Source organism: Methylosoma difficile, assembly GCF_054657615.1.
The window spans coordinates 318816-341898 of record NZ_BAAHYJ010000004.1 but is presented as its reverse complement, the minus strand read 5'-3'; the positions used below and the strand labels follow the sequence as shown (position 1 = coordinate 341898).

The 23083-nt window shown below is 48.1% G+C and carries 19 protein-coding genes; 13 read left to right on the top strand and 6 right to left on the bottom strand.

Annotation, left to right across the window (positions count from 1 at the left end):
- Positions 1-5 precede the first annotated feature (5 nt).
- The 11 genes from ACYQ1O_RS13280 (at position 6) to ACYQ1O_RS13230 (ending at position 15175) form a co-directional block, all read left to right on the top strand.
- The gene (locus ACYQ1O_RS13280) at positions 6-1574 is read left to right on the top strand and encodes a complex I subunit 4 family protein (protein ID WP_459992325.1); all 1569 of its coding nucleotides are present in this window, start codon (positions 6-8) and stop codon (positions 1572-1574) included.
- Positions 1571-3100, top strand: a complete 1530-nt coding sequence (locus ACYQ1O_RS13275) for a complex I subunit 4 family protein (RefSeq protein WP_459992323.1) — start codon at positions 1571-1573, stop codon at positions 3098-3100. The genes ACYQ1O_RS13280 and ACYQ1O_RS13275 overlap by 4 nt, the downstream gene beginning before the upstream one ends.
- Before the next feature lie 63 nt (positions 3101-3163).
- The gene (locus tag ACYQ1O_RS13270) at positions 3164-3967 is read left to right on the top strand and encodes a sulfotransferase family 2 domain-containing protein (RefSeq protein WP_459992321.1); all 804 of its coding nucleotides are present in this window, start codon (positions 3164-3166) and stop codon (positions 3965-3967) included.
- Positions 3968-4197: 230 nt separating this feature from the next.
- On the top strand, positions 4198-6840 hold the full coding sequence (gene gyrA, locus ACYQ1O_RS13265) for a DNA gyrase subunit A (RefSeq protein WP_459992319.1): 2643 nt from the start codon (positions 4198-4200) through the stop codon (positions 6838-6840).
- Positions 6841-6877: 37 nt separating this feature from the next.
- Positions 6878-7957 (top strand): 3-phosphoserine/phosphohydroxythreonine transaminase, encoded by a 1080-nt coding sequence (serC, locus tag ACYQ1O_RS13260; RefSeq protein ID WP_459992317.1) that lies wholly within the window; start codon positions 6878-6880, stop codon positions 7955-7957.
- Between the two features lie 22 nt (positions 7958-7979).
- On the top strand, positions 7980-9065 hold the full coding sequence (gene pheA, locus ACYQ1O_RS13255) for a prephenate dehydratase (RefSeq protein WP_459992316.1): 1086 nt from the start codon (positions 7980-7982) through the stop codon (positions 9063-9065).
- Between the two features lie 19 nt (positions 9066-9084).
- Positions 9085-10185, top strand: a complete 1101-nt coding sequence (hisC, locus tag ACYQ1O_RS13250; protein ID WP_459992314.1) for a histidinol-phosphate transaminase — start codon at positions 9085-9087, stop codon at positions 10183-10185.
- Entirely contained in the window at positions 10178-12376 is a 2199-nt protein-coding gene (locus tag ACYQ1O_RS13245) for a bifunctional prephenate dehydrogenase/3-phosphoshikimate 1-carboxyvinyltransferase (RefSeq protein ID WP_459992312.1), read from the top strand. The genes hisC and ACYQ1O_RS13245 overlap by 8 nt, the downstream gene beginning before the upstream one ends.
- Entirely contained in the window at positions 12376-13032 is a 657-nt protein-coding gene (cmk, locus tag ACYQ1O_RS13240) for a (d)CMP kinase (protein WP_459992311.1), read from the top strand. Before ACYQ1O_RS13245 ends, cmk begins: the two co-directional genes overlap by 1 nt.
- A 106-nt stretch (positions 13033-13138) precedes the next feature.
- Entirely contained in the window at positions 13139-14800 is a 1662-nt protein-coding gene (rpsA, locus tag ACYQ1O_RS13235) for a 30S ribosomal protein S1 (protein ID WP_459992309.1), read from the top strand.
- 69 nt (positions 14801-14869) lie between these two features.
- Positions 14870-15175, top strand: a complete 306-nt coding sequence (locus ACYQ1O_RS13230) for an integration host factor subunit beta (protein WP_459992308.1) — start codon at positions 14870-14872, stop codon at positions 15173-15175.
- Between the two features lie 336 nt (positions 15176-15511).
- Here ACYQ1O_RS13230 and ACYQ1O_RS13225 read toward each other — a convergent pair whose 3' ends face one another.
- From ACYQ1O_RS13225 to ACYQ1O_RS13210, 4 genes are read right to left on the bottom strand one after another with little or no spacing between them, the layout of a single operon-like run.
- The gene (locus ACYQ1O_RS13225; protein ID WP_459992307.1) at positions 15512-16510 is read right to left on the bottom strand and encodes an NAD(P)H-dependent glycerol-3-phosphate dehydrogenase; all 999 of its coding nucleotides are present in this window, start codon (positions 16508-16510) and stop codon (positions 15512-15514) included.
- A 6-nt stretch (positions 16511-16516) separates the two neighbouring features.
- Entirely contained in the window at positions 16517-16990 is a 474-nt protein-coding gene (gene secB, locus ACYQ1O_RS13220; protein ID WP_459992305.1) for a protein-export chaperone SecB, read from the bottom strand.
- Between the two features lie 42 nt (positions 16991-17032).
- Positions 17033-17479 carry a rhodanese-like domain-containing protein gene (locus ACYQ1O_RS13215; RefSeq protein WP_459992304.1) on the bottom strand — a complete coding sequence of 149 codons (447 nt, stop codon included), beginning with the start codon at positions 17477-17479 and terminating at the stop codon, positions 17033-17035.
- A 31-nt stretch (positions 17480-17510) separates the two neighbouring features.
- The gene (locus ACYQ1O_RS13210; RefSeq protein ID WP_459992302.1) at positions 17511-17825 is read right to left on the bottom strand and encodes an ArsR/SmtB family transcription factor; all 315 of its coding nucleotides are present in this window, start codon (positions 17823-17825) and stop codon (positions 17511-17513) included.
- Positions 17826-18289: 464 nt separating this feature from the next.
- On the opposite strand from ACYQ1O_RS13210, the gene ACYQ1O_RS13205 reads away from it, so the two are divergent.
- Both ACYQ1O_RS13205 and ACYQ1O_RS13200 read left to right on the top strand, forming a co-directional pair.
- Positions 18290-19420, top strand: coding sequence for a murein hydrolase activator EnvC family protein (locus ACYQ1O_RS13205; RefSeq protein ID WP_459992300.1), 1131 nt, complete (start codon positions 18290-18292; stop codon positions 19418-19420).
- Positions 19421-19488: 68 nt separating this feature from the next.
- Complete coding sequence (locus ACYQ1O_RS13200; RefSeq protein ID WP_459992299.1) at positions 19489-20805, top strand: S41 family peptidase; 1317 nt, start codon at positions 19489-19491, stop codon at positions 20803-20805.
- Positions 20806-20909: 104 nt separating this feature from the next.
- Here the strand turns inward: ACYQ1O_RS13200 and ACYQ1O_RS13195 are convergent, their stop codons facing one another.
- Together ACYQ1O_RS13195 and ACYQ1O_RS13190 are read right to left on the bottom strand one after the other, a co-directional pair.
- Complete coding sequence (locus ACYQ1O_RS13195; RefSeq protein WP_459992297.1) at positions 20910-21365, bottom strand: DUF934 domain-containing protein; 456 nt, start codon at positions 21363-21365, stop codon at positions 20910-20912.
- The gene (locus ACYQ1O_RS13190) at positions 21352-23004 is read right to left on the bottom strand and encodes a nitrite/sulfite reductase (RefSeq protein ID WP_459992296.1); all 1653 of its coding nucleotides are present in this window, start codon (positions 23002-23004) and stop codon (positions 21352-21354) included. The genes ACYQ1O_RS13195 and ACYQ1O_RS13190 overlap by 14 nt, the downstream gene beginning before the upstream one ends.
- Between the last annotated feature and the right edge of the window lie 79 nt (positions 23005-23083).

Sequence of the window (23083 nt, the reverse complement as noted above, 5' to 3'; positions counted from 1 at the left end):
CTGGCATGGAAACCCAAGTAACTTTATGGTCCGCTACGGCGGCCTTCCCGTTGTTGTCGACGTTGACGGCAATTCCGCTGTTGACGGTGGTGGCGGTGTTGCTGAGCAAAACCATGCTGACGGCTTTGCGGATTGCGTTTGTTGGCTCAGGTTTGGCGGTGGTGTTAAGCGTTTATTTGCTGATGGTGTTTGATACTGGCAATTCCGGCATCCAATTGTTGGAGCGTCTTCAGTTTGCGGGCATGAGTTATTGTGTCGGTGTGGATGGTGCCAATATTTTGTTTATCCCGCTGACGGCAGTGCTGGCGTTTTTGGCTTTGGTCTATACGCTGATTACCCGTCATGTTGAAGGCAAGGTTTTTATCGCCTGTCTGGTAGGTTACGAAGCAGTGCTGATCGGCGCGTTTTCGGCGTTGAACATGATGCAATTCTGGTTGTGGTCGGTGTTGGAATTAGTGCCCGTGGTGGTGCTGACGCTGGATGCCGGTACTGGGCAAATGCGCCGTTCGGTGGTGGCGTTGTTTATCCAATATTGGGGCAGTGGCTTGCTGATGACCTTGGCGGGTTTCTTGTTTTTGGCGTTTGGCCTGGTTGGATCAGACCATGACCTGACCTTCGATTGGCTGACCATTAAAGAGAATAACGCTTATTTGCACGATGAGGTGCTGATCTTCATTTTGCTGCTGTTTGGTTTTGCCATCCGAATGCCTTTGTTCCCGTTCCATGGTTGGCTGCCGTTGTTGGCGGAGCAGGGTACGGTTGCCAGCGGTGCGATTTTTCTGGTGGGGCTTAAGCTGGGCATTTATGCCGTCATCCGCTTTATTTTGCCGATTTTGCCGGGCGTTGCCGAAAACTGGGCGGGTTTTGTCATGGCTTTATGCCTGATCAGCATTTTTTACGGGGCTTTGTTGGCGTTGATGCAAATCAACATCCGCCGCTTAATGGCTTTTGCGGTCATCAGCCACACCGGTATGTTGATGATAGGGGCGTTTTGTTTTAACGAATTTGGTTTGGAAGGCAGCTTGTTGTTGTGTATTGCTTATGGTTTGGCAACGGCAGGTATGTTTTTCAGTGTCGGGCTGATTTACGAGCGCACCCGTACTGCTTTTATTCCCCGTTTGGGCGGTTTGTTCGACACTAATTCTACGATTGCCTTGCTGTTTATGGTGTCTGCATTGAGCACGATGGTTATGCCCGGTACGCCAGGTTTCGATGCCGCGCATTTGCTGATTGAAGGGGTGATTGAAGAAGAAGGTTGGTTGATCGCCATTGCCATTTTGCTGGGCAACGTTTTGGCTGCGGCCTTTTTATTGCGGGCTTTCCAGCAAGTGTTTATCGCGACACCCAAACGCGCCCATCAACCATATAGCAGCTCACATCATCCAGTGGTTAAAGAGCGCATCATTGCCGTGGTGATATGCTTGTTGCTGATTGGTACTGGTTTTTACACCACGCCGTGGCTTAATTTTGTTGACCAAGAAGCGTCTTCCATTGAAAAAGGCTATCCGGTGCATGGCTCAAAAGACAGTCTTGCCCCTGCAGTCGAGGATCAAGATGAACAGGAGGCGCCATGACCGACGCAGATTTCCCCTTGCTAAGCGTGTTGATCGCTTTGCCGTTGATGGGCATGTTGGTGCTGGCGGCATGTCAGCATCCACGGCTGGCAAAAACACTGGCGTTGGCGTTCGCATTGACAGAGTTGCTATTGGCGATTGTGGCGGTGTGGGTCTTTAATCCTGACAACGAGGCTTTCCAGTTGGTGGAAAGCCATGTTTGGATACCCAGTTTAAATATCCAATTTCTACTGGGGATAGATGGCATCTCCGTGTTGTTTTTGCCGATGACGGCCTTGCTAACATTGTTGGCGATGGGTGCGTCTTGGCATAACGCGCAGTTGCCGCGTTTGCAGTGGGCTTTGTTGTTATTGCTGGAAAGCATGACCATGGGGGTGTTTTCGGCGTTGGATTTAGTGCTGTTCTTTTTGTTTTGGGAACTGACCTTGCCGCCGATTTTTTTCCTGATGGGCTTGTGGGGTATCGGTTCCTTGCGCCGCAGTGCGGCAACCAAGTACACCTTATTCATGTTGTTTGGGGGCGCGCCGCTATTGCTGGGCATTGTCTTGTTGGCGGTCAATCATGCCAGTAGCGTGGGTGTTGTCATCGGCAGCAATTTATCGTTTAGCTTGCCGGTATTGCTGGAGACGGCTTTGCCCGACACTTTGCAAACAGCGGTGTTTTTGCTGCTGTTGCTGGGCTTTGCGGTAAAAATCCCGCTTGCGCCATTTCATACTTGGTTACCGTCGGCGGCTATGGAAGCGCCCAGTTTTCTTGCTGCTTTATTGATGGGGCTAAAGCTGGGTGTCTACGGAATCATCCGGTTTGCCATGCCTTTAGCTCCCAGTGCGGCGGTCGAATACAGTTGGCTGTTAGGGATATTTGGGGCTATCACGTTAATCTACGCCGCCCTCATCGCCTTGCGGCAAACCAATTTGCGGAGTTTGTTGGCGTATTCCAGCATTAGCCATGTCGGGTTGGTGGTGGTCGGCGTGTCGTCCTTAAACATGCAAGGCTTGCAGGGGGCGTTACTGCAGTTACTCAACTTTTCTGTGCTGGCGGCAAGCCTGATGCTGATTGCCGGTTTTTTGCACCATCGGTTAGGCAGTACCGAACAGGTGCATTTGGGCGGGTTGGCAAAAGTGATGCCGAAACTGACCTGCTGTTATTTTCTGTTGGCTGTCGCCAGTATTGGTATGCCTGGCACCAGCGGTTTTCCTGCTGAACTGCTGATGCTGGTGGGCGCTTTGCAGGCACATCCCAGTTTGGGCATTATGGGCTTGGTGGCGGCGGTTTTGGCGGCAGCTTCCTTCTTGTCATTCACGCGCCGGGCATTTTTAGGTCCCGTAAGCCTCCCGCGTATTGCCCAGTTGTATGATTTGGTGTGGCGCGAAAAATTATTGCTGGTTACGCCGATGCTGTTGGTGCTGGCAATAGGCTTTTTTCCGAATACGGCTTTGCATGTTAGCCAAAAATCGATTGTTGTTTGGTTAACGCGTTTGCTGGCGCAACCTAAATTGGAAGGAGAGGTTGCTGATAGCCGCTAGTGGCGGCATCACAGATGTCAGCTATGCTTGTTTTGCTTTTTTTCCACAACAAGGTGTCCAGCCATGAATCGACGATTTAAGTATGCCGATGACAGTTACAAATCCCTAAAACACAAAAATACCGCCCACGGTTTTGCCATGAACCATGCTTTGCGGATTTATTCAGCCAATGCGGTTTATAGTTTTATCCCTAAAAACGCCTGCACAACGATGCGGGTATCTTTGGCGATTGCCAATGGTTGCATCCGTGACGAGCATGATTTCAATTGGGTGCATCAAAACAACGACACTTTTACCGCCGACTTAGCCAGTGCGTTAACGGCGGCTTATACCTTTGTGATTTTGCGTTGCCCGTTCGCACGTCTGGCGAGCTGTTATTTGGATAAGATTGTCGGGCATTACCCCGACGCGTGGCAGCTTTATGAGCTAACCAACCGCCAGAAAGAAGTCAGCGATATGAGTTTTGCATTTTTTATCAGGCAGATGCAAAAAAAGACGATCCGCGATGCCAACATCCATTGGCGGCCTCAGGTCGATTTTTTGGTATACGAAAAATACGATGATTATTTTTGCTTGGAAAATTTTGCCCAAGTACCGGAAATGTTAAAGGCCAAAATCAACTTGCCCATCGTTGATGCCCGCCAACTGACCAAACACGGCATTGGCGGGTTTACGCTCCTGGGCGAGCCTGGACAATTCGCAGGTCATTCGGCTTTCCATATCATGCAATTAAAGCGTGCCGGCAAATGCCCGAACCCTGCTTCTTTGTATACCGAAGAGTTGGTCGCCATTGTCAAAAAACACTATGCCGAAGACATTAGTCTTTATCAGTCACTTTTTGGTGATGAACACTTGATGTTTGTTTGATGTGGGTTCTGCATCGCTTTGCTGGCTTGGCATCATTCCCGGCAGTTGCGGCAGCTTGCAGCAAACAATTAAGCGCTTCGACTAAAGTTCATTAATTTGTTACAATGGCAGGCTAAATCCACTTCTGATCCTATCCTCTACGGTTAAGGAATTAGCCGTTGGATGGGGTAATTTGTATAGAAAATCCATGTCGTTGCGGATTACGCGGCATTCAAATCAATTAGGGAGCCATGTCAAACTTCGCTAAAGAAATTATTGCTGTTAACCTCGAAGACGAGATGAAGCAGTCATACCTGGATTACGCCATGAGCGTCATCGTAGGTCGAGCTTTGCCTGATGCGAGAGATGGTTTAAAACCCGTACACAGACGCGTCTTGTACGGCATGTACGAAGTCGGCAACGATTGGAACAAACCCTATAAAAAATCCGCGCGTATCGTCGGGGATGTCATGGGTAAATACCACCCACATGGCAATATGGCGATTTACGACACCATGGTGCGGATGGCACAGCCATTCTCTATGCGCTACATGCTGATTGACGGGCAAGGCAACTTTGGCTCGGTCGATGGCGACCCCCCAGCAGCAGACCGTTACACGGAAGTTAGGCTGGCTAAAATCTCCCATGAATTGTTGGCGGACCTTGATAAAGACACCGTCGATTTCATTCCCAACTACGACGAATCCGAATCCGAGCCGCGCGTACTGCCAACCCGCGTACCCAATTTATTGGTCAATGGTTCGTCCGGTATCGCTGTGGGTATGGCGACCAACATCCCTCCGCACAATTTGACGGAAGTGGTCAGCGCCTGTTTGGCGATGATTGACAACCCGGACATCAGCATTCAAGAGCTGATGCAACACTTGCCTGGCCCAGATTTCCCCACCGCTGGTTCCATTAACGGCGCTTCGGGCATCTACCATGCCTATACCACCGGTCGCGGCAAAATTTACCTGCGCGCCCGTTGCCATTTCGAGGAAATAAGCGGCGGCAACCGCCATGCCATTGTCACGACCGAACTGCCGTATCAGGTCAACAAAGCCAGTTTGCAGATCAAAATTGCTGAGTTGGTTAAAGAAGGCAAGCTGGAAGGCATTTCCGAAATCCGCGACGAATCCGACAAAGATGGCATGCGCTTGGTGATTGAGTTGCGCCGTGGTGAAGTGCCGGAAGTGGTACTGAACAATCTTTACAAACAAACCCAATTCCAAACCGTGTTTGGCATCAATATGGTGGCTTTGTTGGATGGTCGTCCGCATTGTATGAGCCTTATTGAAATTCTCAGTGCTTTCATCGATCACCGCCGTGTCTGTGTGACGCGCCGCACTGTCTATTTGCTCCGCAAAGCCCGCGACAGGGCGCATGTTTTGGAAGGTTTGGCGGTGGCGTTGGCGAATATCGACGACATGATCGAGCTGATTAAAAACTCACCCAACCGCGAACAGGCTAAAGACGGCTTGTTAGCCAGAACTTGGAATGCCGGATTGGTCGGCAGCTTGCTGGAACGTGCAGATGCCGACCGCTCCAGACCAGAAGGTTTGGCGCTTGAGTTCGGCATCCAAGGCAGCGTCTACCGCTTGTCGGAAGTACAAGCCCAGGCCATTTTGGATTTGCGTCTGCATCGCCTGACTGGTTTGGAACAAGACAAACTGGTTGACGAATACAGGCAATTGCTTGAGCAAATTGACGAATATCTGTTTATTTTGGCTAACGACAGCCGTTTGATGGAAATCATCCGTGAAGAGCTGGTTGCTGTTAAAGACGAATACGCCGATCCGCGCCGCACCGAAATTATGCAAAGCCATTCGGACTTGTCCGATGGTGATTTGATTACCGAAGAAGACATGGTCGTCACTATGTCGCACGAAGGTTATGTCAAATCGCAGCCACTGACCGATTACAAAGCGCAACGGCGCGGCGGGCGCGGCAAGTCGGCAACGGCTACCAAAGAAACCGATTACGTCGAAAAACTGATTGTTGCCAATACCCACGACACCATCCTATGTTTCTCATCGTTGGGCAAAGTCTATTGGTTGAAGGTTTACCAATTGCCGGTCGCTTCCCGTGCCGCGCGCGGCAAGCCGTTTGTCAATTTGTTGCCGTTGGAGCAGGGCGAAAAAATCAACGCCATGATGCCGATCCGCGAGTTTAGCGATAACAAATTTGTGTTTATGGCAACGTCGGCTGGAACCGTCAAGAAAACGCCCTTGAACGAATTCGAACGCCAGCGCACCACCGGCAAAATCGCCATTGATTTGCGCGAAGGCGATACCTTAGTGGGCGTGGCGGTGACGGACGGGCAGCAAAATGTGCTGTTGTTCAGTAGCACTGGTAAGGCGGTATGTTTTAACGAAGAAGATGTGCGCTCGATGGGGCGGACGGCTTCTGGCGTTCGCGGCATGAAGCTTAAGGAAGGCGAAAAAATTATTTCGCTGATTATCTCCACCGAAGGCACGGTGCTGAACATTACCGAAAATGGCTATGGCAAACGCACTAAGTTGGAAGAATTTACCTGCCACAAACGCGGCGGGCAAGGCTTGATCGCCATCCAAACCTCCGAGCGCAATGGCGCTGTCGTGGGTGCGGTGCTGGTCAACGATACCGACGAAATCATGCTAATTAGCGATGGCGGCACTTTGGTGCGCACCCGCGTTGATGGTATTTCGGTGGTTGGCAGAAATACTCAAGGTGTCACTATTATCCGCTTGGATAAAAAAGAAAAAGTCATTGGTGTTGACCGCATTGAAGGTTTGGCGGGTGAAGACGAGGATATCGATGGTGACAGCGGCAACGATGTTGCAGAAAGTGCCGAAAATGATGATGCCAGTGCCAATAACGGCGATGTCGATTTGCCGGAACCCGATAATAACTAGAATTAGCTTTTAAAAAACAGCCATCCAGAGAGCAGCCATGTCGAGAGTATTTAATTTTAGCGCCGGTCCGTCGGCATTTCCTGAAGCGGTGCTAGAACAAGCCCAACGCGAACTGTTGGAGTGGCGCGATAGCGGTATGTCGGTGATGGAAATGAGCCATCGTGGCAAACACTTCTCGATCATTGCTGAAGAGCTAGAAAGTGATTTGCGCCAATTGTTGGCGGTGCCTGAAAATTATCAGGTGCTGTTTTTGCAAGGTGGCGCCTCGGCGCAATTTTCGCTCATTCCTCAAAACATTTTAAAAGACAAGACCAAAGCCTGTTATATCAAAACCGGTGCGTGGTCGGAAAAAGCGATTAAAGACGCGGCGGCTTATTGTGAAGTTGTCGTGAGCGCCAGCTCAGAAGCCAGCAAATTTACTTCGATCCCTAACCCAGACGAATGGCAGCTCGATCAGGATGCGGCTTATCTGCATTACACCAGCAATGAAACCATCCACGGAGTCGAATTTGGTGAGATTCCGGATAGCCAGGGTTTGCCGTTGGTGTCGGATATGTCGTCCAATATTTTGTCGCGCAAAATTGATGTCAGCCGTTTTGGCCTGATTTACGCCGGTACGCAAAAAAATATGGGGCCTGCGGGCGTAACCGTTGTCATCGTCCGTGATGATTTGGTCGGCTTCGCGCAAAAAACCACGCCTTCGGTATTTAACTATGCCGAACAAGCCAAAAACCAATCCATGCTTAACACGCCAGCCACTTACAACTGGTATCTGGTGGGCTTGGTGTTGAAATGGTTGCAAGGGCAGGGCGGTGTTAAGGCCATTGAGCAGCGCAATATTGCTAAGGCAGGTTTGTTGTATAGCGCCATTGACGAGTCTTCTTTGTACCATAATCCGGTTGAAGTTTCGGCACGCTCACGCATGAACGTACCGTTTATTTTGGCGGACGAAAGCCTTGACAAGCCTTTCTTGGCTGCGGCTGAAGCCAATGGCTTGTTTGAATTGAAAGGCCACCGTTCCGTCGGCGGTATGCGCGCCAGCATTTACAATGCCATGCCCGAAGAAGGTGTGAAAGCCTTGATTGATTTTATGGCTGAGTTTGAAAGAACCCATTAATTATTTAACTACAGAGCCACGCATGTCATCCATCATCCCGCTTGCCGAATTAAGGGCACAAATTGACGCGATTGATAAAGAAATTTTGCAGCTTATCAACAAGCGCGCCGAATGCGCCTTGGAAGTTGCCAAAACGAAAATCGCACAGGGCGAGCAGGGGACTTTTTATCGGCCTGACCGCGAATCTTTGGTATTAAGGCGCATTAAAGATTTAAATCCAGGCCCCTTGTCCGATTACGCCACCGTGCGTTTTTTTAGGGAATTGATGTCGGCGTGTCTGGCCTTGGAAAAACCCTTGGATGTGGCCTTTTTAGGGCCGGAAGGCACATTTACCCAGCAGGCGGTCATTAAGCATTTTGGTCATGCGGTGAAATCGATGCCGATGGCTTCCATCAACGATATCTTCAGTGCAGTGGAACGTGAAAACTGCCAGTTTGGGGTGGTGCCGGTGGAAAATTCTACAGAAGGTGTCATTAACCATACCTTGGACCGTTTCCTGTTGTCGCCGTTAAAAATTTGTGGCGAGGTTGAAATTCGGGTGCATCAAAACCTGATGGGTTTGGTTGATAGTTTGGCTGATGTCACCGAAGTGTTTTCCCATCAGCAATCATTGGCGCAATGCCGCCACTGGTTGGACACCCATTTGCCCGGCATCAAACTGACCGCCGTCAGCAGCAATTCCGAAGCTGCGCGCTTGGCATCGCTGAATAAACAAACGGTTGCCATTGCTGGAGCGATCGCCGCCGATGTCTATAACTTGCCGATTTTAGAAAAAAATATCGAAGATGAAGCCAATAACACCACGCGCTTCATTGTGATTGGCAACCAAACGTCATCACCTACCGGCAACGATAAAACTTCTTTAGTGGTATCCACCGGCAACCAAACCGGTGCGTTGTATAAGATACTTGAACCGTTTGCCCAATTCGGTATTAGCATGATGAATATTGAGTCGCGCCCCTCCCGCCAAGGTTTGTGGGAATACGTGTTCTTTATTGATATTGAAGGCCATAGCGAAGATGCGGAAATTGTGAAGGCGTTGGCAATGGTGCAAGAAAACGTCAATATGCTCAAGCTATTGGGTTCCTACCCGAAAGCGGTTTTATAAATTCAGAAAAAAAACAGACATGGAAAATATTTTCAGTTTAGCGGCCCAAGGCGTACAAAAACTGGTCCCTTACAAAGCCGGCAAGCCGATTGAAGAATTGGAACGCGAATTGGGCTTAAGCCAAATTATCAAGCTGGCATCCAATGAAAATCCTCTAGGCCCCAGCCCGCTGGCCTTGCAAGCTATACAAGGCGCGTTGCCGCAGTTGGCGTTATACCCCGACGGTAACGGCTTTAATTTAAAGCAAGCGCTGGCTAAAAAATACGCTTTGGACAGCAGCCAAATTACTTTGGGCAATGGCTCCAACGATATTTTGGAGTTGATCGCCAGGGCATTTTTGACGCCGGATTTGGAAGTGGTGTTTTCCCAGCACGCTTTTGCGGTCTACCCCATTGTCACACAAGCGGTTGGCGCAACGGCGGTGGTAACGCCTGCCGTCAATTACGGGCATGATTTGGATGCCATGTTGGCGAATGTCAATGCCAAAACCCGCGTTGTGTTTATTGCCAACCCCAACAACCCGACCGGTACGCTGTTAAGCCAAGCCAGTGTCGAAGCCTTTATTAAAGCCTTGCCGGAAACCTGTTTGTGCGTGTTGGATGAGGCGTATTTTGAATTTGTCAGCCAAGCTGGCGATGTGGATTCTTTGTCGTGGCTGGCTAAATACCCCAATTTAATCATCACCCGAACGTTCTCTAAAGCATACGGGTTGGCGGGTTTGCGCGTGGGTTATTGTCTTTCTAGTCCGGAAATTGCCGACATTCTCAACCGGGTGCGCCAGCCTTTTAACAACAATAGTTTGGCGTTGTTGGCGGCGGAAGCCGCATTGGCAGACTCCGAGCATTTGCAAAAAACCATCAGCAATAACAGTCAAGGCTTAGCCCAATTGACCGAAGGTTTTACCCAGCTGGGTTTGGAGTGGATTCCGTCGGCAGGTAATTTTGTCTCTGTTGATTTACGTCAAGCGGGTTTACCCATTTACGAAGCGTTACTGCAAAAAGGCGTCATCGTCAGGCCTGTTGCCAATTACGAAATGCCTAACCATTTGCGCATCAGCATTGGTACGCCTGCCGAAAATACTTTCTTTTTAGATGCCTTGGCTGCTTGTTTGAATGCTTAAGCAAGTCTGTATCATTGGTGTCGGGCTGATTGGTGGCTCGATTGCCCGTGCTGCCCGTCAAGCGGGTTTATGTCAGCGTATTGTCGGTTACGGTCGTCTTGAAGACGAGAAAAACCTCAAGGCCGCCAAAGCCTTAGCGGTAATTGATGAATACTTCTTGGATTTGGCAAGCGCGGTTCACGAAGCTGATTTAGTGATAATCGCCACACCTGTGGGTGCAATCGGCAATATTCTTGCGGAACTTAAGCCGTTGTGGTCGGCACATACGGTATACAGCGATGTTGGCAGCACCAAGGGCAATGTGGTCAGGGTCGCCCAACAGGTGTTTGGTGAAGTGCCTGGCAATTTTGTTCCTGCGCATCCCATTGCCGGTGCTGAACAAAGCGGTGTCGAAGCGTCGAAAGCTGATTTGTTCCAAAACAAGCGCCTGATAATCACACCCTTGGCGCATACGCAGCCAGAGGCTGTCAGCGTCTTGCAGGCGTTTTGGCGGCAAATAGGGGCGGTGGTATCCACGATGGAGGTCAAGCATCACGACAGTGTATTTGCCGCCACCAGCCATTTGCCGCACGTATTGGCCTTTGCGCTGGTTGATATGTTGGGCCATCGTGACGAGCAGGAAGAAATCTTTAAGTATGCCGCAGGTGGTTTTAAAGACTTTACCCGGATTGCCTCCAGCGATCCGACCATGTGGCTGGACATTTGTTCGGCCAATAAAGAAGAACTGGTTCCGCTGATTGAAAAATTGCAGTGTGAATTGGATAAAATACAACGGATGCTGGTTGAAGAAGACCGCCAGCAGCTTTTTGCAACATTCATGTATGCCAGAAATGCCCGGCAACGCTTTTTACAACAGTTTGAAGGTACTATGTCAAAATCAAGCACATTCCATATCCAGCCCGGTGGTCAATTAAAAGGGGTTGCCCGAGTACCGGGTGACAAATCCATGTCGCACCGCTCCATTATGCTGGGTTCACTCGCTGAAGGCGTCACCCATGTAAAGGGCTTTCTTGAAGCTGAAGATGCGTTGGCAACCTTACAGGCGTTCCGCGATATGGGCGTGGAGATTGAAGGGCCCGTCAATGGCGAAGTCACTATTCACGGTGTTGGCAAGCACGGTTTAAAACCACCCAAAAACGATTTGTATTTGGGCAATTCAGGCACTTCTATGCGTTTGTTAAGCGGCTTATTGGCGGGCCAGCCTTTCAATTCCGTATTAACGGGCGACAAATCCTTGTCAGGTAGGCCGATGAAACGCGTTACCGATCCGCTTGCGCAAATGGGTGCGGACATCAAAACCACTGAAAACGGCACGGCACCGCTGTACATCACCGGTAGAGCCGGACAAATGCAAGGTATCAATTACCCAATGCCGATTGCCAGCGCACAAGTCAAATCTTGTCTGATGTTGGCAGGTATGTACGCACAAGGTGAAACCGTCATTACCGAACCCGCGCCCACCCGTGACCATACCGAGCGCATGTTGACGGGCTTCTCTTATCCGGTCAAACAAGATGGCGGCACAGTCAGCATCAATGCCGATGGCAACTTGCTGGCTTGCGATATTGACGTACCTAGCGATATTTCTTCGGCCGCTTTTTTCTTGGTGGGTGCGTCCATCGCGCCTGGTTCGGACCTCACTTTGCAGCACGTGGGCATCAACCCAACCCGTACGGGCGTCATAGATATTTTGCGTCTGATGGGTGCCCATATTGAAGTCATGAACGAGCGTGTCGTTGGTGGCGAGCCCGTTGCTGATTTACGAGTGGTTTACAGCCCATTAAAAGGCATTGATATTCCCGAAGAATTGGTGCCATTGGCGATTGATGAATTTCCGGTGCTGTTTGTTGCAGCAGCTTGCGCCGAAGGTCAAACCCGTTTAAGCGGTGCCGAAGAGTTGCGCGTTAAAGAATCTGACCGCATTCAGGTGATGGCAGACGGTTTGCAAATTTTGGGTGTCGATGCACAACCAACCCCTGATGGCATGGTCATCCAAGGTGGCGGTAATATCGGCGGTGGCACAGTGGTTTCCCATGGTGACCATCGCATTGCCATGTCGTTCTCCATTGCGGGTTTGAGAGCCAGTGCGCCCATTACCGTATTGGATTGTGTCAACGTGAATACCTCGTTCCCAGAGTTTAAATCCATTGCAACTAATTTGGGTTTAAATTTAGTTGCCGAGGAAAGTTAATGTCAGCCCCTGTTCTGACCATCGACGGCCCTTGTGGGGCAGGAAAAGGCACAGTCAGTCGTTTGGTGGCTAAAAAATTGGGATGGAACTATCTTGATAGCGGTTCGATATACCGCTCTTTGGCGATAGCCTTGCTGAAAAAATCGGTTGATTTGGCTGACGAACCAGCCATCGTTGAGGTTGCCCAAACCATGCATTTGGCTTTTGTTTGTGGCGACCAATTACAGGTTACGCTCAATGGTGAAGACATCACCGATCAACTGGGTTTAGAAACTACCGGCAACGCCGCTTCCATCATCGCCGTATTGCCAGCCGTGAGGGCGGCGTTGTTGCAAAAGCAACAAGATTTTCGTAGTTTGCCGGGTTTGGTTGCGGATGGACGTGACATGGGTACGGTGGTTTTCCCTGATGCCCAGCACAAAGTTTTTTTGACTGCCAGCGCCGAAAAAAGAGCGGAAAGAAGATATAAACAGTTGATAGAAAAAGGGATTGATGCTAATCTACCAAGCTTATTGAACGACATACAAGAACGGGATCGCCGCGATAGCGAAAGGGCAACCGCCCCATTGGCTATGGCAGGTGATGCTGTTTTTTTAGATTCTTCAGAAATGGACGTTGATGCGGTCATTGCAGAAGTTTTAAGTTTAATCCAATAAAACCACTTTTTACTGCCGCCTTGATGTTCAAGTTGGGCGCGGCGTTTTTTTAACTTTGATAATGAAAAGGCTTGTTCGTGTTTCGACAGGCTTGGGAAAAGAGAAAATGAGCGAAAGCTTTGCTGAATTATTTGAAGAAAGTCTAACCAAAACTGAAATGCGCCCTGGCGCCATGTTGATGGGAACAGTCGTTGATATTGAAAACGACATGATTATCGTCAGTACGCATTCCAAATCAGAAGGTGTTATCCCTAAATGGCAATTTCTGAACAACGACGGTGAATTGGAAGTTTCCATTGGCGATGAAATTGAAGTTGCCCTTGATTTGTTTGAAGATGGTTTAGGCGCTACGCTCCTTTCCCGAGATAAAGCGAAGAAAAACAAAGCCTGGTCCGAGTTGGAAAACGCCTTCGAAAAAGACGCTACCATTATTGGTCGTATCAACGGCAAAGTCCGTGGCGGTTTCACCGTTGCTGTTGGCGCATTGCGTGCATTCTTGCCTGGTTCATTGGTTGATGTCAGACCCATCCGCGATACAACCTTCTTAGAAAATCGCGATCTTGAATTCAAAGTTATTAAAATCGATCAAAAACGCAACAACGTGGTGTTGTCACGCCGTGCTGTAGTTGAAAAAGAATACAGTGCAGAGCGCGAAGAATTGCTCAAAACACTAGAAGAAGGCGCAGTAGTGATCGGCGTAGTCAAAAACCTTACCGATTACGGCGCATTCATTGACTTGGGCGGCATCGACGGCTTGTTGCACATCACCGATATGGCTTGGAGACGCGTACGTCACCCATCTGAGTGTGTGGAAATCGGTCAAGAAATTAAAGTCCGCGTCTTGAAATACGACAAAGACAAAAACCGCGTTTCTTTAGGCATGAAACAAATGGGTGAAGACCCATGGCAAAACATTGCCCGCCGCTACCCAGCCGGTACACGCGTATTCGGTAAAGTCAACAACTTGACTGACTACGGCTGCTTCGTGGAAATCGAAGAAGGTGTGGAAGGCTTGGTTCACGTTTCAGAAATGGATTGGACCAACAAAAACGTCAACCCATCGAAATTGGTACAATTGGGCGATGACGTTGAAGTGATGGTATTGGAAATCGACGAAGACCGCCGCCGTATCTCTTTGGGTATGAAACAATGCAAAACCAACCCTTGGGATGAGTTTGCAGCAACCCACAATAAAGGCGATAAAATCTCCGGAAAAATCAAATCGATCACCGATTTTGGTATCTTCATCGGCTTGGAAGGCGGCATTGATGGGCTTGTCCATATGTCAGACATTTCTTGGGCTGACGATGGCGAAGCATCGGTTCGTGACTTCAAAAAAGGCGACGAGCTGGAAACAGTTATCTTGGCTGTTGATTCCGAACGTGAGCGCATCTCTTTGGGTATCAAACAATTGATCCAAGATCCTTTCCAAAATTTCTTGGCAACTTATGAAAAAGGTAGCTTAGTAAAAGGAACGATCAAAGAAGTTGACGCAAAAGGTGCCGTTATTACTTTAGCGGATCATGTTGAAGGCTATTTGCGCGCTTCAGAAATTCAACGTGATCGCGTTGAAGATGCCCGTACGTTGTTGAAAGAAGGCGACACTTTAGAAGCTAAATTCATCGGTGTCGATAAGAAAAGCAAAACTATCTCTTTGTCTATCAAAGCTAAAGAGCAAGATGAAGAAGCCCATGTTATTAAAGATCACACCCAGCAGCCATCAGGTTCACCAACCTTTGCTGACATCTTTAAACAAATAGAAAAATAAATCTATTGATGGAGGGTTGGGTGTTTAAAACACCCAACCCGATAGTTTTTCTTTTTCATAGGATAGAATGTGACAAAATCCGAATTAATTGAAATTTTGGCTAGGCAACAGCCTCATCTGGCAATAAAAGATGTAGAGCTTGCCGTCAAGTGCATTATCGAAAAAATGAACCAAGCTTTGTCTACAGGCGAGCGCATCGAAATCCGCGGATTCGGAAGTTTCTCTTTGCACTTGCGTCCACCACGTTTGGGTCGTAACCCTAAAACGGGTGAATCAGTAGCGTTATCAAAAAAATACGTTCCTCATTTTAAGCCGGGTAAAGAATTACGTGACCGCGTTGACGCATCACGTGAGAAATTCACTATCACCGATTAATCACAATAGCCGTTAGCAAACGGCTGCTTTCCGATCAATTTTTATTCTGTGATATCCCTGCTTTATCTTCGCTAAAATGGTCTTTAACCATTCTGCAGATAAATATCCAAAAAATTAAAGCTTGGTGGGCGTGTAACGCTTATCAGGCTTTAATTATTTCTAAGCCGGGTGCTAGCAAAAAAACGATTTGAATTTATTTGTAAGGCTTTTCAAGCGTTTTAAGAGGCGTGTTCGCGCGCAGCGGATCAGTGGAGTCAGATGGTATTTGGAAGCGATGCAATATTGCTCCCAGTTCAATGCCTATTAAAAAGCTTATGGTTTTAATCGGTAAGGGATTTAGGATTCGGCCTTTAAATTACGTGCCAATAGGTTTTCTACAGCAATTTGCGGCGCGAGGCCTTCGTAAAGGACTTTGTAAGTTTGTTCAGTAATGGGCATTTCCAATCCTAGTTTTTGTGCCAACAAATAGGTTTCTTTAGCGGCGGAAAAACCTTCAATTTCCTGACCGATTTTTAACATGGCTTGCTCGCGGTTTTCGCCTTTGCCTAAGGCGATGCCAAAGCGGCGGTTACGCGATTGGTCGTCTGTGCAGGTTAAAACTAAATCACCTAAACCAGCTAGCCCCATGAAGGTTTCCTGTTTGCCACCTAATTTAATGCCAAGTCGGATGATTTCGTTTAGACCACGGGTAATAAGTGCTGCCCGGGTGTTGGCACCAAAACCTAAGCCATCGGCAATTCCGGCTGCAATCGCCAAAACGTTTTTTACCGCACCACCCACTTCTACGCCAATAACATCGGTGCTGGTATAGGTGCGGAAACGGCTGCTATGTAAAATCTCTGCCAGTTCGGCAGCAAATTCATTCTGTGTGGATGCGATGGTGATGGCGGTGGGTAAGTCAGCTGCCACTTCTTTGGCAAATGATGGTCCAGAAAGGATAGCGGCGGGGGTTTTTTCACCAAATAAATCGGCGACTATTTCATGCAATAAACAGCCGTCGGAAGGGTTAAATCCTTTGCTGGCCCAAGCAATTTTGCAGCCATCATTTAGGTAGGGTTTTATTTGTTGTAAGCTGGTTTTGAAGGCATGGCTTGGCACGGAAACTAGCAGTAAGTCACTAAAGGCACCGGCTTCAGATAGCTGGTCTGTTATTTGCAGGTTGCTTGGAAATGCGTGGCTCAACAAATAGCGGCGGTTTTCCCGTGTTTGTTGGAGCGCTTGGACATGCTCTGGATTATGGCCCCAGAGCATGGTCTGGCAGCCGTTACGGGCAGCCAAAATGGCAAGGGCAGTCCCCCAAGAGCCTGCCCCTAAGATGGTCAGTTTTTTTTCCATCAAGGTTTAGTTGAGGGTCGGGTTGCCAGTCGCTTGCTCTTGTTGCAATTGTTGTAAGTGGTGGGCATATAAAGCGTCAAAGTTGACAGGTGCTAACAGCAGTTGTTGGAAGCCGCCTTTGACAACTAAATCGGAAACCACTTCACGGGCATAGGGAAAGAGGATATTGGGGCAAAACGAACTGAGCATCGGCCCCATTTCTTCGTCTTCAAAGCCGTTGAGTATGAAAATGCCTGCTTGGGCGACTTCAACTAAATAAGCCACTGTTTCTTTGCATTTAACGGTAATGGTGACTGTTAGTACAACCTCGAAAAGTGAAGCATCTAAGCTATTGACGTTGGTTGCCAAGTTGAAATCAACGCTAGGCTCCCATTTTTCCAAGAAAATTGCTGGTGAATTGGGTGTTTCAAAAGATAAGTCTTTGGTGTAAATCTTTTGGATGGAAAATTGTTTTTCGACGTTGTTGTTTTCTTCGGCCATAAGTAAGGTGTGGTTTTTTGTTTAAGTTTAAGAGTGGAAGGTTTATTTTGCTTTATATTTATTACTTTTTTTAACGGGTAACTTGTATTCGGTTTCCCAAGCATCCATACCGCCAGTAATGACTTGCACGTTTTCAAATCCGGCTTTGTTGAGCATATTGGCTGCCGCTCCGGAACGCATACCGTTCTGGCAAACAACTAAGGCAATGGATTTTTTGTAAGCTTCAAGCTTAGGCAAATATTCTTTCAGGCCGCCGAGTGGCACGGTGATGGCGTCTTCAATATGGCCTTTGATAAAGTCTTCAGGCTCGCGCACATCAATGACGACTGTATCCGCTTCGTTCATTTTAGTGACTGCAAGCAAAGGTGAAACTTTGCCGTATTTTTTCAGTGCGGTATCGATCAGTTCTTGTACCAGCAAATAGCTGACAACAGCCAATGCCAAGCACAAAATGTAGTGGTTCAGGATAAATTCTAAGTAACGTTCCATGAAATTATGTGTCTGTCAGAAGGTGGTTTGGTTAATGTTTTGAACAGAAAACGTCGCGCATCATTTCTATCAGTTTGAGCATGCGGGCATCATCAATTGAATAGTAAACGCGGTTGGCTTCTTTTTTGGTTGCCAAGATATTTTTTTCCCGCAAAATCGACAGATGTTGCGAAATATTGCTTTGGCTGGTGCCGACTTGCTCGACAATATCTTGTACGCTGACGGCATTATTGCCAAGCACGCATAAAATTTTCAGCCGTAAAGGATGCGACATGGCTTTTATGCAACGGGCGGCTTGGTTAATATCATGGTCGTCGTAATGATTGGCTTGTACTTTTGTGGTCATAGATTTCTATACTTTGGCTAACCCTTTGCGGGAGAATCCCTTCTTTACCCATAATGCCCCTTTAAAAGATAATTATTTATACACGAGCCTTTTACGTGTATTAATATAAAGACCATTTAATTGGGCAATTTGAGACCTGCTTAATGACAAATGCGTCATACTTCCCGCAAAATGATACATGATTTTATCGCTGTTTGGGTAATGGATTACGGATTGCTGGTTCATGCCATAAATATTTTCAGAAAACTTGCCTAACAATTAAGTTTGCCATCTTTCGAGAGAAAACACGTCATGTTAGACCGACCAATCCCCTTTGTTGTGCTGATCCACAATGGTTTTAATAGTGTGCAGAGGCTAAGCAAGGCCTGTTTGATAGACAGGGTATTGTTTCTATTGGCGCTTGTAACTATGGCTAAATCATTGGAAAATTTCCGCCAATCGTTTGTCCCAACTGTTTGAAGTGAATGATAAAGCACTGGCTTGTTTGTATTGTATTCATCTTTAGCTTGGGCAATGCCTTGGCTGAAAGCTCTCAGGAAGAAAATCGGGACGGTTTTCTGTCATCGTGGTTTGGTGCCGATAAATCTGAAGACCCAGGTAGCGAGTTGGAGCGCTTGTTGGCGGATGTCGAGAAACGTTACGGCGAAACGCTGGCATCACTCAGAAAAATTAATCTGCAAATTGCCAAAATACGTCGCGAGATGGAGAAGATCCGTCATGAGATTGATACCACCAAGCGTTTGCTGGATATTGAAAGCGCACAATTGGCGGATCAAGCCAGATCGGCCTATCTGTTAGGTGCGCAACAAGAAGTCAAGTTGCTTTTTAACAAGCAAGACTTAGCCCATTCCGGTCTGGTGATGGGATATTACAAAGTTATTAGTGACAAACGTTTGGCAAAATTCCAGAGCATTCAATCGCGGCTTGAGGCATTAGACCAGCGCGATGCTGAAAGGCAAGCTGAAGCTAACCAATTGGCGGAGCAGCTGAAGCTGCGGCAATCTGAACAATTGGCGCTGCAAACCTTCAGAATGGAGCGTGACAAGCTGTTAAGCAACCCTGAGCTCGGCCAACCACAAGCGTTGAATGAAGAAAAAATCAAGCAATTGTTGGCGACATTGCCCAGCTTGGACAAGCTGGCAGCCGAGCAGCAAGAAGCCGCTCCCGTAGGCGACGAATTGCCGGAAATTAGTGAAGAATATTTGCAGCTGAATGGTTCATTGACTAATTACAAAGGTTTGTTGCCTTGGCCTTTGCAAGCAAAAAATGCGGTATTACGCCCTGTCAGTTCGCTCAACGGGGTCTCGATAAGTGCAAGGGAAGGTACGGAAGTCCACGCCATTTCTGCGGGTAAGGTCGTGTTTTCCAATTGGCTAAAGGGTTTTGGTTGGCTCATCATTATCAAGCATGAAGGCGATTTTATGACCTTATATGCGTTTAATGAAGGACTCTATAAAAAGGAAGGCGAGTCCGTGAGAGCAGGGGATGTGATCGCTTCTGTGGGGAAATCTGGGGGGCGGGGGCAGCCCGCCTTGTATTTTGAAATTCGCCATGACAAAAAGCCTGTCAGCCCTTTGGCGTGGTGCAAGCATTAAACCATCGTCCGGTGGTACAATCAGCCTAAGTAAATGTCAGTAACCGAGGATTTGGAGTCTAAAGACACATGCAAAAAAAGAAAACGATAGTCATATTATTCTTAGGGATGATGCTGGGTATTTTTATGGGTACCTGTGGTAGTGTCTTTGCAGACAAAGACAGCAATGCGCCGGTTGCTGATACCGACACGCTGCCTTTTGAAGATTTGCGTACATTTACAGAAATTTTTGGGCGTATCAAACGCGATTATGTCGAACCTGTGTCCGATAAGAAATTGTTGGAAGACGCGATCCGCGGCATGTTAAGTGGCCTTGACCCGCATTCCGCTTATTTGGTGGCTGAAGAGTACCAAGAGCTAAAAGAAGGCACGACAGGGCAGTTTGGTGGCTTGGGAATTGAAGTGACCATGGAAAACGGCTTTATTAAAGTCGTCTCCCCCATTGACGATACGCCTGCACAACGTGCTGGCATCAAAACCGGTGACTTGATTGTGCGTTTGGATGACAAACCCGTAAAAGGCATGACGCTAGCTGATGGCGTCAAAATGATGCGCGGTGAACCTGGCAGCAAAATTTTACTGACGGTCGTGCGTGAAGGTGAAGAAGCGCCATTAAAGCTCAACTTAACTCGCGACGTCATTAAAGTAAAAAGCGTCAAGAGCAAAATGTTGGAAAAAGGCTATGGCTATTTACGCATTAGCAGCTTCCAATCAGGTACGGGCGACAACTTGCGTGAATCGCTTGCGGCTCTGAAAAAGGAAAATGGTGGCAACTTAAAAGGCTTGGTGCTGGATTTACGTAATAATCCAGGAGGCGTTTTGAATGCGGCGGTGGAAGTCAGTGACGCGTTTATTAAAAGTGGCCTGATTGTCTACACCGAAGGCCGTATCGAAAATTCTGAAATGCGCTTCAATGCCGCCCCTGATGATTTGCTCGATGGCGCGCCGATGGTGGTATTGATTAATGCCGGTTCGGCATCCGCTTCGGAAATTGTTGCCGGTGCGTTACAAGACCAAAAACGTGCCGTCATTATGGGCGAAAAGTCGTTTGGTAAGGGTTCTGTGCAAACTATATTGCCTACCAGCAATGGTGCTGCAGTTAAACTGACCACAGCCCGTTACTTCACGCCATCAGGCCGCTCCATTCAAGCTGAAGGTATCGAACCCGATATTGCTTTGGGCCATGTCAAGCTAGAGTCGGTTGATAAGCAAGACTTTAAACCGGTTAAGGAGGCGGATTTGTCTCGCCACTTGGAAAACGCCAAACAAAAAGCCGAGCAAGCAGGTGTTGCGGGTGACGAAAAAGATAAAGAAAAATTGGAAATGAAAGATTACGCTTTGTATGAAGCGTTGAATTTGCTGAAAGGTATTAGTATCGTCAGATAGCCAATACAATACAAAAAGGCCTTCCAGGTTTTTATAACCTGAAAGGCCTGATGACGGGAACCCGAAATCTTGAACGGTTAAGATTTCGGGTTTTTTTATGGGTTTTAGTTTTGAATGGAGGCTTGGTAATGAACGCTAAAGTCGTTCAGGTTTTCCAGTACTTTAGGCAAGTATTCAGCTTGATCCGGTTTAAACGCATCCACCCCAACGCGTGACAAGTAAAATACTTGGTCTGGCATAAAATGCCCGCAAGCCCGCACTTCGCCTTGATAACCGTAGCGTCCCCGCAACAGCCAAGCATGGGAAAACAAACGTCCATCGGCAAAATCAGGGAAATCCAGCTCGACCAGCTGTATTCTCGACAAGTCATCCGCCAAATCGGCGACGTTATCAGCCGGAGCAATTCTTACACCTAATTTGCCGTCGTGGCTTAACAGCTGAGTTTTGTCTTGTAGCCATCGTGCTAGGCTGACGCAAATATCACCGCTGCACAGCTCTGCATCATCACTGACAAATTGCCATTGGTCATCCATGAGTGTTTTGTTTTTAATGAGCTGCATAAACCTTCTCCTTAAATGGGTCAATGCCAACCCGTTTTACCATGTCCAAAAATGATTCTTCATCCAAGCGTTGTTTGACATACACGTCGAGGATGGTGGTGATGGCTTGGGTGACTTCGTCTTTTGCTACCGCTGGCCCTAAGCGTTCGCCAATCGCCGCTTCGTTTTCGGAAGAGCCGCCTAAGGTGATTTGATACCATTCCGAACCTTTTTTATCGACACCTAAAATGCCGATATGACCGACACTTTGGTGTGCGCAGCCGTTCATGCAGCCGGAGATATTAATTTTGACATCGCCAATGTCGTGCAAGTAATCCATATCATCTAAGGCTTCATTGATTTCTTTGCTGATGCCGATGGATCCGGCGTTTGCCAGTGAGCAAAAATCGAGGCCTGGGCAGCAGATGATGTCATTGGCAGTGCCGATATTGGGGGTTGCCAAATTTAAGGCATCCAGTTGTTGCCAAAGGGCGAATAAGTCGGCCTGTTTGACATCGGCAAACACTAGATTTTGCCGATGGGTGCTGCGGATTTCCCCAAAGCTGTAGGTGTCCGCTAAGTTGGCAACGGCATCCAGTTGTGCATCTGTCATATCACCTGGCGGTACGCCCGGTGCTTTTAATGATAAGAAGACGGCGCGATAACCCGCCACTTTATGGGCTGTGGTGTTGTATTGGTACCATTTGGCAAAGTCAGCGTTTTGCTGTTGCTGTTCGGCAAAGCTGGTGTCTTGGGCGGCTTCGGTGTCGTAATCAGGGGTCGTAAAATGGCCTTGAATTTCGGCGATGCGTTCGTCGCTCAGTTCCATGCCGTCTTTAATTTGCAGCCACTCCGCTTCGACCATCTGGGTGAAGGTTTCCAAGCCAGTTTCTTTGACTAAAATTTTGATACGCGCTTTATATTTGTTGTCGCGTCTGCCGAACAGGTTGTAAATCCTGAGGATGGCTTCCAGATACGACAGCAGATGTTTTTTCTCCAAGTAAGGGCGGATGACTTGCCCAATGACAGGGGTACGGCCTAAACCGCCGCCCACAAGGATTTTGAAGCCGATCTCGCCCGCGTCGTTTTTGACCAAATGCACGCCAATATCATGGAATTGTGTGGCGGCACGGTCATGTGCGGCTCCGCTGACGGCAATTTTAAATTTGCGGGGCAGGTAGTCAAATTCTGGATGCAGTGTGGTCCATTGGCGGATGATTTCGCAGTACGGACGCGGGTCTTCAAGCTCGTCCACGCAGACACCGGCAAGGTGGTCAGAGGTGGTATTGCGCATGCAGTTGCCGCTGGTTTGAATGGCATGCATTTGCACGGTAGCCAATTCTGCCAAAATATCAGGCACTTGTTCTAACTTAGGCCAATTGAATTGGACATTTTGCCGTGTCGTCAGGTGACAGTAGCTTTTATCGTAAGTGCGGGCGATATGCGCCAATTTGCGCAATTGCTCGCTGCTAAGCAAGCCGTAAGGTACGGCAACCCGCAGCATGGGGGCGTGGATTTGTACGTACAGGCCATTACGTAAACGTAAGGCGCGGAATTGGTCGTCGGTCAGCTCACCTTTTAAATATTGTTCGGTTTGCCGCCTGAATTGGGCGACCCTTTGATCGACAAGGGTTTGGTCTATGGGGTTATACTGATACATATTTGGTTTTTAGTGTCTTTTGGGCAAATAGAGTCAACTTCCAATCATATACTCAGCTACTTAAAATGACAAAATTTAT

Bases quoted from the DNA above. Each gene is read 5' to 3' on its own strand.
- ACYQ1O_RS13280 (WP_459992325.1), top strand. From the start codon at position 6: ATGGAAACCCAAGTAACTTTATGGTCCGCTACGGCGGCCTTCCCGTTG.
- ACYQ1O_RS13275 (WP_459992323.1), top strand. From the start codon at position 1,571: ATGACCGACGCAGATTTCCCCTTGCTAAGCGTGTTGATCGCTTTGCCG.
- ACYQ1O_RS13270 (WP_459992321.1), top strand. From the start codon at position 3,164: ATGAATCGACGATTTAAGTATGCCGATGACAGTTACAAATCCCTAAAA.
- gyrA (WP_459992319.1), top strand. From the start codon at position 4,198: ATGTCAAACTTCGCTAAAGAAATTATTGCTGTTAACCTCGAAGACGAG.
- serC (WP_459992317.1), top strand. From the start codon at position 6,878: ATGTCGAGAGTATTTAATTTTAGCGCCGGTCCGTCGGCATTTCCTGAA.
- pheA (WP_459992316.1), top strand. From the start codon at position 7,980: ATGTCATCCATCATCCCGCTTGCCGAATTAAGGGCACAAATTGACGCG.
- hisC (WP_459992314.1), top strand. From the start codon at position 9,085: ATGGAAAATATTTTCAGTTTAGCGGCCCAAGGCGTACAAAAACTGGTC.
- ACYQ1O_RS13245 (WP_459992312.1), top strand. From the start codon at position 10,178: ATGCTTAAGCAAGTCTGTATCATTGGTGTCGGGCTGATTGGTGGCTCG.
- cmk (WP_459992311.1), top strand. From the start codon at position 12,376: ATGTCAGCCCCTGTTCTGACCATCGACGGCCCTTGTGGGGCAGGAAAA.
- rpsA (WP_459992309.1), top strand. From the start codon at position 13,139: ATGAGCGAAAGCTTTGCTGAATTATTTGAAGAAAGTCTAACCAAAACT.
- ACYQ1O_RS13225 (WP_459992307.1), bottom strand. From the start codon at position 16,510: ATGGAAAAAAAACTGACCATCTTAGGGGCAGGCTCTTGGGGGACTGCC.
- secB (WP_459992305.1), bottom strand. From the start codon at position 16,990: ATGGCCGAAGAAAACAACAACGTCGAAAAACAATTTTCCATCCAAAAG.
- ACYQ1O_RS13215 (WP_459992304.1), bottom strand. From the start codon at position 17,479: ATGGAACGTTACTTAGAATTTATCCTGAACCACTACATTTTGTGCTTG.
- ACYQ1O_RS13210 (WP_459992302.1), bottom strand. From the start codon at position 17,825: ATGACCACAAAAGTACAAGCCAATCATTACGACGACCATGATATTAAC.
- ACYQ1O_RS13205 (WP_459992300.1), top strand. From the start codon at position 18,290: ATGATAAAGCACTGGCTTGTTTGTATTGTATTCATCTTTAGCTTGGGC.
- ACYQ1O_RS13200 (WP_459992299.1), top strand. From the start codon at position 19,489: ATGCAAAAAAAGAAAACGATAGTCATATTATTCTTAGGGATGATGCTG.
- ACYQ1O_RS13195 (WP_459992297.1), bottom strand. From the start codon at position 21,365: ATGCAGCTCATTAAAAACAAAACACTCATGGATGACCAATGGCAATTT.
- ACYQ1O_RS13190 (WP_459992296.1), bottom strand. From the start codon at position 23,004: ATGTATCAGTATAACCCCATAGACCAAACCCTTGTCGATCAAAGGGTC.